This window comes from Sharpea azabuensis DSM 18934 (assembly GCF_000702165.1).
GTDB lineage: Bacteria > Bacillota_I > Bacilli_A > Erysipelotrichales > Coprobacillaceae > Sharpea > Sharpea azabuensis.
Window position 1 is genome coordinate 51,549 of the sequence record NZ_JNKU01000010.1, and the last position, 8,691, is coordinate 60,239.

Annotated in this window: 10 protein-coding genes and 1 pseudogene; 1 reads left to right on the forward strand and 10 read right to left on the reverse strand. The window is 48.5% G+C overall.

What is annotated here, in order from left to right; all coding sequences use genetic code 11:
* Positions 1–83: 83 nt before the first annotated feature.
* The 10 genes from trxB to T529_RS12270 all read right to left on the reverse strand — a co-directional run bounded on the left by trxB (position 84) and on the right by T529_RS12270 (position 8,345).
* The gene (gene trxB / locus T529_RS0103305; protein ID WP_033162200.1) at positions 84–995 is read right to left on the reverse strand and encodes a thioredoxin-disulfide reductase; all 912 of its coding nucleotides are present in this window, start codon (positions 993–995) and stop codon (positions 84–86) included.
* 3 nt (positions 996–998) lie between these two features.
* Positions 999–1,454, reverse strand: coding sequence for a MarR family winged helix-turn-helix transcriptional regulator (locus tag T529_RS0103310; RefSeq protein ID WP_033162201.1), 456 nt, complete (start codon positions 1,452–1,454; stop codon positions 999–1,001).
* A 75-nt stretch (positions 1,455–1,529) separates the two neighbouring features.
* Positions 1,530–1,745, reverse strand: coding sequence for a hypothetical protein (locus T529_RS0103315; protein WP_033162202.1), 216 nt, complete (start codon positions 1,743–1,745; stop codon positions 1,530–1,532).
* 99 nt (positions 1,746–1,844) lie between these two features.
* Positions 1,845–2,852: a DUF7601 domain-containing protein gene (locus T529_RS0103320; RefSeq protein WP_033162203.1), complete on the reverse strand. Its 1,008-nt coding sequence runs from the start codon at positions 2,850–2,852 to the stop codon at positions 1,845–1,847.
* A gap of 124 nt (positions 2,853–2,976) precedes the next feature.
* Entirely contained in the window at positions 2,977–4,596 is a 1,620-nt protein-coding gene (locus T529_RS0103325) for a recombinase family protein (protein ID WP_000945966.1), read from the reverse strand.
* Positions 4,597–4,707: 111 nt separating this feature from the next.
* Positions 4,708–4,896 (reverse strand): transposon-encoded TnpW family protein, encoded by a 189-nt coding sequence (locus tag T529_RS0103330; RefSeq protein ID WP_000427739.1) that lies wholly within the window; start codon positions 4,894–4,896, stop codon positions 4,708–4,710.
* Positions 4,897–4,910: 14 nt separating this feature from the next.
* Positions 4,911–5,750, reverse strand: coding sequence for an ATP-binding protein (locus T529_RS0103335; RefSeq protein ID WP_033162204.1), 840 nt, complete (start codon positions 5,748–5,750; stop codon positions 4,911–4,913).
* A complete protein-coding gene (locus T529_RS0103340; protein ID WP_001205019.1) occupies positions 5,747–6,541 on the reverse strand; it encodes a replication initiator protein A in 795 nt (264 codons plus the stop codon). The genes T529_RS0103335 and T529_RS0103340 overlap by 4 nt, the downstream gene beginning before the upstream one ends.
* Before the next feature lie 72 nt (positions 6,542–6,613).
* On the reverse strand, positions 6,614–7,000 hold the full coding sequence (locus T529_RS12725; RefSeq protein ID WP_000998386.1) for a cysteine-rich VLP domain-containing protein: 387 nt from the start codon (positions 6,998–7,000) through the stop codon (positions 6,614–6,616).
* The gene (locus T529_RS12270; protein ID WP_476661778.1) at positions 6,990–8,345 is read right to left on the reverse strand and encodes a relaxase family protein; all 1,356 of its coding nucleotides are present in this window, start codon (positions 8,343–8,345) and stop codon (positions 6,990–6,992) included. Before T529_RS12270 ends, T529_RS12725 begins: the two co-directional genes overlap by 11 nt.
* Before the next feature lie 122 nt (positions 8,346–8,467).
* Between T529_RS12270 and T529_RS0103355 the strand changes: the two are divergent.
* Positions 8,468–8,691, forward strand: a pseudogene (locus tag T529_RS0103355) (hypothetical protein); the annotation flags it as partial.

The window sequence follows — 8,691 nt, forward strand, 5'->3', positions numbered from 1 at the left end:
TCCTCACCCCTATTTTTCCCCATTATAAAGGAATCAACAAGAATAGAAAAGAAAAAATATCTCCCTTTATGAGGGAGATATCCTTAAATTAAACTATCAGCAACATGCTGTCCGGCAATAGCGCCATCGCTAGCTGCAGTAATCACCTGACGTAAGTGTTTCTGGCGTACATCACCAATTGCATAGATGCCTTTGATACTTGTTTCCATGTTATCATCTGTAACAACATACCCACGTTCATCTAAGATGTCTAAGTCTTTCACAAAGCCAGTAATTGGATCAGCCCCAACAAATGGGAAAATACCACTTACAGGAATAACTGATGGTTCATTAGTATCAGAATCAGTTACCTTTAAACCTACAACCTTGTTGTCTTCTGAGAGAACTTCTGCTGGTTTCTTCTTAAAATGGAAGACAATATTGTCAGCAGCTAATGCCTTATCCGAAATAATCTTATCAGCTCTAAAGACATCTCTTCTCATTACAACATGCACCTTATCCACAATGGTAGAAAGATATGTTGCTTCTTCAATAGCAGAATTACCACCACCAATAACAGCAACTTCCTTACCACGATAGAAAGGTCCATCACATACAGCACAATAAGAAACGCCTCTACCTGTCATTTCTTCTTCACCAGGAATATTCATCTTACGTTCTTTTGTACCCGTAGCAATAATAACTGCCTTAGCTTCAATCGCATCATCACCTAAATGCACAATCTTCTTATCGCCTTCAACAGTAACACCTGTTACTTCTGCCATTTCGAAAGAAGCACCAAAGCTTAAGCCATGTTCATACATATCATAGGCTAACTGTGGACCTGCAATTTTTTTAATACCTGTGTAGTTTTCAATCTCAGCTGTCAGATTCAGTTTTCCACCAGGTGCTCCAGATTCAACAATTGTTACCTGTGCACCTGCTCTTGATGCATATAAGGCAGCTGTTAAGCCCGCTGGCCCTGCCCCAATAATCACAACATCAGTCTTCTTCATATTCTATTCCTCACTTTCAAAAGATGGCTCAACGCCCTCTTTTCCTAATATCTTATATAATAAACGATATAATTCATCTGCTTCTTCTTTATCAATATTGACACATGCCCCTAACTGATAAGGAATATTCTTTGCTTGTTCTTCAAGCGCTAAACCAGCATCAGTAATCGTAACATCAAGAGAACGCTCATCTTTCTTGCTTCTCTTTCTTTTAATCAGCCCTTTAGCTTCTAAACGCTTTAATAATGGTGTTAATGTACCTGAATCTAGAAACAATGCTTCTCCTAGTTCTTTGACATTCACCTGCTTCTTCTCCCACATCACCATCATCGTAATATATTGGGTATATGTTAGGTCTATTTGATCTAATAATGGTTTATATTTCTTTGTGATTAAATGACTTGCAGCATAGAGAGGAAAGCACAGCTGATTCTCTAGCTTTAAACAATCATAACTCATATCATGTCACCTCACTAAGTTGTGTACAACTTAATTTCATTTATACCTTAACATCAACATTCATCACTGTCAACATTAGTGCTTATCTCTTTTCTCTTTCCACATATCATAAAAGAAACACAACGCTAATAAGAATAAATAAACATACATCACATCATTCACTACTCTCATCACAACATTAAACACATCATTATTCTTCACAACACACTTATCCAAAAACATAAAGAAAGCATAGATACCAATAATCACATATTGATACTTACCATAAATCACTCTCTTTAACTTCTCCATACCACCACTCCCTATAAAAAGCTTAACATTCTCATATGCCCTCAACAAGCATTACAGCAAAAAGGCCGAACAAATGTTCGACCTCAATATTACATATATTTATTGCTCATTACGTGTCTTCAAAAGCATATAGAATACAAAACCTAAGAAGCCCACAAAGGCTAATATCATCGTTAGTATTCCAAAATGTGTACCTGTAGGTACAACCCCATCTTTGTGATTAATGAATGTAATAGTATCATTATCAACAGCCTTACTCATACTATCAGCATTAACCACATTACCATCATTAATATTATGAGAAACCTCATAATCAGTTTCTGCTTCTTTAATGCTGTAGGATGCTGTCTTAGGTACATTCTTAAAGACAACAGATTCATTGTGTTTAAGTATAATTTCTGCACTTAGGGTATTGTTGCTTGCAGGAGCACGTCGAGGTGCTACTGTATTTGGCTTTAAGTGCGTACTCTTCTTGATGACTTTAGGATTGTTCTTTGATGAAGCCTTAAAGGTATCAACCTGAATTTCTTCATCATCAGCAACATTATTAAATGTTACAGTAAATGTAAATGGCTTACTATAATCACCAAACGAACCTGTAACACGGTTTTTCAGTACAATATTAGCTGCTTCAGGTAATGCATTATTGAATGTAACATCAATATCATTGCCTTCAACAACTGCTTCTTCATCAGTAGCTAAATCAACATAAGCTTTATCATTAGTTTTCGTCTTCTTATAGCTTCCAGCAACAAGATTATAGCTTGCCTTACCTCTATTTGCCTTTTCAGTAATTTGGTATTTTGTAGTAGCAGGCACATTCTTAAATGTCACCTCATCACCACTTGCAAGCTTAGCATTGACTACAGCCTTACCATTATCATCAGGTATAATCATACCTAAATCTGACATAAAGCCTTCATTAGGAATATTTGAGAAGTTAATATTGAATTCAAACTTATCATCACTCTTATTACCACTCGTTGTCTTCTTAAGTGTTAGGTTCTGATAGAACTCTAGCTTGTTTGTGAATGTCACAACGATATTCTCATCCTTGTCCACATTCTCCCAGGCTGTAGAAAGAGCGTTGTTAGTAGCATCAACCATATCAGCAGACTGTGCTGTCTTCCCACCTGTAATCTTTGCTAATGTGCGATAAAGAAGTAATAGAAGTGTAAAAAATTTTGCCGTTCCTATCCGGCACTTAGGGCTGTGTCGGATAGGTCAGGCGTTAGGCTTCCGGCAAGTCTATCTTGCCGACAAAGCTGTAATAAATCTCAATGTCCTGCCTGCGGGTGCCGTTCTCGTCATAGCTGCACTCATGCACGACGATTTTCTCAATCATTTCCCGCAAGAGGGTGGGGGTCAATTCTTCAAAAGCAAGGTGCTTTCTCACAATCCCCATGAATTTCTCGGCGTTGACGGTGGCGGCCTGCGACTTGGAAAGTTCCTCCTGCAAAGCGGCAGCCCGGTCTTTCAGTTCCCGCTGCTCCTGCTCATAGTCCGCCGACAGCTCCATGAAACGCTCGTCGCTGATTTTGCCGCTTACATTGTCCTCATACAGCCGCTTGATAATGCGGTTCACTTCGGCAATGCGTGTCTGGGCCTGTTCAAGCTGCTTCGTGGCTGCGGCGGTCTTTCTCTTGCCGCCGATTTCGTTCTGCTGGATGAGCAGCTTTACAAAGCGGCTCTCATGCCTGGCGGCGTATTCCGTCACTTGCCGGAGATTGGAAAGCACGCCCGCCGTCAAAAGGTCGGTGCGGATAAAGTGTGCCGTACAGTCACGGGTACGCTTCTTGTAGCTGCCGCAGATATAACAGTCCTGCTTGCGGTTCTTGTTCTGATACCGCTGCTGATACAGCACATGGCCGCAGTCGGCGCAGAACAGCATACCAGAGAACAGCCCCACTTCATCATAGCGGTTCGGGCGTTTTCGCTGCTTGCGTAACTCCTGCACACGCTCCCATGTTTCCGTGTCGATAATCGGCTCATGGTGATTTGGGAAGATAGCCTGCTTCTCGATGGGGTTCTCAACGCTGTGCTTGACCTTGTAAGAGGGCTTCTCCGTCTTGAAGTTTACCAGACAGCCAGTGTACTCCCGGTTTTCCAGCAGATGGACGACGGTGTTTGTCGCCCACTTGCACTCATAGCCGGGGTGGTAGCGTCGGGTGCTGCCCGTCCTGCGGTATTCCAGCGTCCCCGGCGTGGGGATTTGCTGCTCCGTCAGCATACGGGCAATCTTGGTCGGGCCATTTCCCGCAAGGCAAAGCTGGTAAATCTGCCGGACAACCGGGGCGGCTTCCTCGTCAACGATATAGTTCTCGTCCTTGTCCATGAGATAGCCATAGACTGGCTTGCTGGTTACAGGCTTGCCGCTCATGCCTTTTGCTTTCTTTACTGCCTTGATTTTCTTGCTCGTATCTCTCACCAGCCATTCGTTAAATAAGTTCCGCAGAGGGGTAAAATCATTGTCCATGCCGCCGTTTGCGCTGTCCACGTTGTCATTGACAGCGATAAAACGCACGCCCTTTTGAGGGAACAGCATTTCCGTGTAAAATCCCACCTGCAAGTAATTACGCCCCAGCCTGCTCATGTCCTTGACTATGACGGTGCCGACTTTCCCGGCTTCAATGTCTGCAAGCATGGCTTGAAATCCGGGCCGCTGGAAGTTCGCACCTGAGTAGCCGTCGTCGGTGTACCAGCGCAGATTGGTAAAGCCGTTCTGCTTGGCGTAGGCTTCCAAAATCCGTTTCTGGTTGGAAATGGAATTGCTCTCGCCTTGCAATTCGTCCTCATGGGACAATCTCGGATAAAGGGCGGTAATGAGGTTTTGGGTGGCTTGTCTTAACATAAAATCCTCCGTTTCCGACAGCCAGCCCCACTATTCCGTGGTTTCATTGTACCACGGAACAGGGGCGGCTGTACAGCGGTAAAAGTGATAAATCTGCTTCTTTACAGCTTGTCAAATCGCCTTTTTTTGTGTAGCAGCGGCTTCCGCTTCCAGTACCCTCGCCATCTTGTCGGCGGCGGTGCTGGTGGTGTCTTTCTTGAAAAAGCCGGACACGACAAGAACGGTATTCCCCATGCGGATTTCCGTCACGCAGTCGGGGCGGCGGGTGGTACGGTGGTCGTGCTGCTTGATATTCTCCATAGGCAATACTCCTTTCATTCAGCCAGCAGTTTCTTCATGGTTTCCATTTTCCGCTTTGCGGTTTCCTGCCGGAAGTTGACGCCAGTAAAGCGTATCGGGACGCACATGGACAGCAGTCGGTCATAAATCCGGGAATGGGCCGTGTCTGTCGGCTTTTTCAACTCGTCCAGCGGGCGGTTGGTGGTGGCGATCAGCGGCTTGTTGCTGCGGTATCGGGTATCAATCACACGGAATACCTGTTCCAGTCCATAGTCGGTGCCACGCTCCATGCCGAAGTCGTCAATGATAAGCAGCGGATAGCGGCAAAGGCGGGAAATATACTCATTCCGGCCTGTAAAGCCGGGAGAGAGGTCGCCCAGGATAACGGCGAAGTTCGTCATATATACGGGGACTTCTTTCTCCATGAGGGCGTTTGCGATACAGCCCGCAAGGTAGCTTTTCCCGTTGCCGACGTTCCCCCAGAACAGGCAGCCGATGTTTTCGGCCTGCATTTCTTCCCAATGCTCCGCATACCGCCGGGCAATCCCGGTCTGCGGGTTTCTGCCGTTGTCGTTCTCGAATGTCCATTGCTGCATGGCTGAGTCGGCAAAAGCCCTCTGTTTCAGATTTTCCACGGCTTCCACATGGCGGCGGTGTTCCTCGGCGGCCTGCCGCTGCTCACGGGCGGCTCTCTGGCAGTCGCACTCTGCCGGGTGGCGGTCACGGCCAAACAGCTCCTTACCCTCCGGGAAGTAGGCTTCTTTCGGCGTATGGCACTTTCCGCAGTAAAGCAGTCCGTCCTCGCCGATATAGTCCTCCATCTCCGGGGCGGCGGTTGTCATGTTCTCCAAAATATCTTTGATTTCACTTGTCATAAGCTTTCTCCCTCCATACAGGTATAGTCGGGGATGCCCTGTTTTACGGCTCCCTTTTTGTCATTGGCCGCCCATCTGTGCAAGGCGGCGGCATAATTCTGGTAGGCTTTCCCGCTGGCGGCAAGGTAATGGCTCATTTCCTCAATCAGCCGTTCCAGCCTGTCCGGGTATTCTGCCTGTAACTCGTCATATTCGTCCTTTGACAGAAAAATATTCTCATATCGGCCATAAGCTGTGGGCGGCTCCCCACTCGCTCTCATTGTTTGGTTCTCTATTAAGTTGTTTATATTAGTTTTGTTAGGGGTCGGTTTTCCGACCATCATAGGGTCGGTTTTCCGACCGTCATAAGGTCGCTTTTCCGACTGTATGAGGGTCGCTTTTCCGGCCATCAGTTGGTCGGAAAACCGTACCACTGGGACAGGCGGCACTTTCACATAAAGCCGATTGGGTGCGGAGAAGCCCCGCCGTTCCCGTTCTAAAAGCCCGGCTGCGTCCAGTTCTTTCAAGGCTCCCTTGATGGCGGTACAACCCTTGTCCAGCATTTCCGCTATCTCCGCAACGGGGTAGACAATGAATATCCTGCCCTCGCCGTCCTGCCAGCCGTTCTTCTGTGACAGGGTGGAGCGGTCTAATAAAAGCGCATACAGCAGCTTGGCGGTCTGTGAAATCTCCATTTTCAGCAGGAAACGGGGGTATGGAAGATAGGCGGGCAGCGTGGTGTCTGCCCTGATATAATCAGCGATAGTATCACCTCCCTCTGTGTTGTGTCGTTTTTGGGCTTTGTCACGCATTAGGACGGCATTTCCGGGGGGAAAGGATAAATGTATCGCATACCCTTTGACACCCACGAAAAAAGCCTTGATTTATGCGGGTTTGAAAGGCTCTAAAGCGTGACATTTCTGCCTTTGTTTCCGCTTTCTCTCGGCGGCTTTGCGTTTCTTCATGCACCCGGCGCAGCCGGGGCAGTATTTCCCCCGGTTGGATTTGGGGACAAAGGCCGCCCCGCAGACCGCGCAGCGTTTCCGGCTCCCCCGGTACAAGAGGGCTGCGGCCAGCTCCCCGTCAAGGGGCAGGACAGCCACACGGAACCAGCGGCACATGAGGGAATAGGAAATGCTCTGGACGCACACGCAAGGCTCCCCGTCGTCTAACAGCAGGCAGTTCCCCTCGTCGTAGTTACAGCACTCATGCACAAGGCGGCGGGCTGCCTGGTGCTGGCGGTAGTCCATGCGGGACGGCTTATCGTTCATGGCTCTGCTCCTTTCTGCGGTGCGGCTCTTCCCGGCGCAAAATCTGGTCGATGTTCCGCTTGACGGTCTGCAACTCCCTGAACCGCTGCTTCTGTTCGTGATAGGTGTTGTACAGGCCGTCTTTCTCGGAGATAAGCTGCTCGATCTCGGCCTGCAACGCTTTTCGGCCGGGCAGCTTGGTAAGCCCCTGTGCCTTGAAATACCGGGCGGCGGCTTCGGCTATGATAAAATCGCTCTCGTTTGCCTGGCGGTATGCGGCGCGGGCTTTCTCGGATTTCTGCGCTTTCAGCCCCTCGCGGATGGGCTTGGTCTTGGCATAGGCAAGTACCTGTTGCCGCAACTCCCTTTTCCCTTGCAGCTTCGTTTCCAGTGCTTTCAGTTCGCCGCTGGTCTGGCGCATTTCCTGATAGGCGGTAGCAACGGCGGCTTCAAGCTGTTCCGGGGAAGAAAAGCCGTACTGTTGGTAGATGGTCAGGGTCTTGGCGGCCTGTTTCAGATTGTGTATCTTCGCCCATCGTTCATAGCCTTTGCCCTTGCCCTCGGCCATCTTCTGCTCAATGTCCACAAGCCGCTGCACACTGTCCTGTCTGGGGTCGATTTTCCCTGTCTTTTCGCCCTGTAAGCGGCCTTTCCCGGCGTGTAGGTATTCGGGTATGGCTGCGGTCTGTTCGGCGGCTCTGGCGGCTTGGTGCTGCGGGGTGTAGCGAACCGTTACGCCCCTCTGGGCGTTCTGCTCCAAAACGGCAAGGACGGCGGTGCGGTCAAAGTCGCCGCCCAGCTTCCGGGCGGTGATAGGCTTCGTCCTGTCTGGCGTGAGGTAGGACAGCCGCCCCCGGCTCTCCTTGACGGTCACACCCTCCCGCAACAGCAGAGAGGAAAACTCGTCAAAGCTGGCAGCGGTGGCAAGGGCTTTCCGTAGGGTCTGCCGCAGCTTCTCCTTGTTCGTTTCAAACTTGGTCTGCCGGGGCGTGATACCGCCTGCAATCATGGGGGCGTTCTGCTTGTCCAGTGCGGCCTGTCCCTTTTTCTGCGCCCAATATTCCCGGTCTGTGACACGGTTCTTGCTGCCGTTCAAGAGGTCGATTTGGTAAAGTCCTTCCCGGTGGCACATCTCCATGACCTCGGACTTGAAGTAGCGTAGGGCTGCGTCGGTGCAGCGGTGCTTGCACCCGGCTTTCGTGTCCGCTGGCCTGTCCATGTAGGGCAGGAACGGCACTTCCTCTATCCGCAGGCTGTTAATGACGATATGCACATGGATGTTGCCGCTGTGGTTATGCCCGTCCGGGTGGGTGCAGACAAGGGCCTGATGGCCGGGGAAATGCTCTTTACAGAATTGCTCCCCCAACGCCTGCGTGCAAAGGATAAAATAATAATGTAGGAAAAAGACAATATAAAAATGTCGGAAAACCTACATTCTTATTTTGTCCTTTTTGTGTTATTGATATCCTTTCTAAGGAGGTGATATCAATGGATGAATCACAAAAAGTAAGTCTTCAAGCAGAATTTAGGATAATGGATTTCACGAACACAAAACCCAATTATGCTGAGCTAGCAAGAAAGTACAAGAAGGATTACAGAACCATTAAGAAGTACCATGAAGGGTACGAGGGAAAGCCAAGGACAAGGTCTAAGCCAAGCAGGCTTGACATCTACAGGGAGGTGATTGAGGAAAAACTTAGTATCCCCAGAAC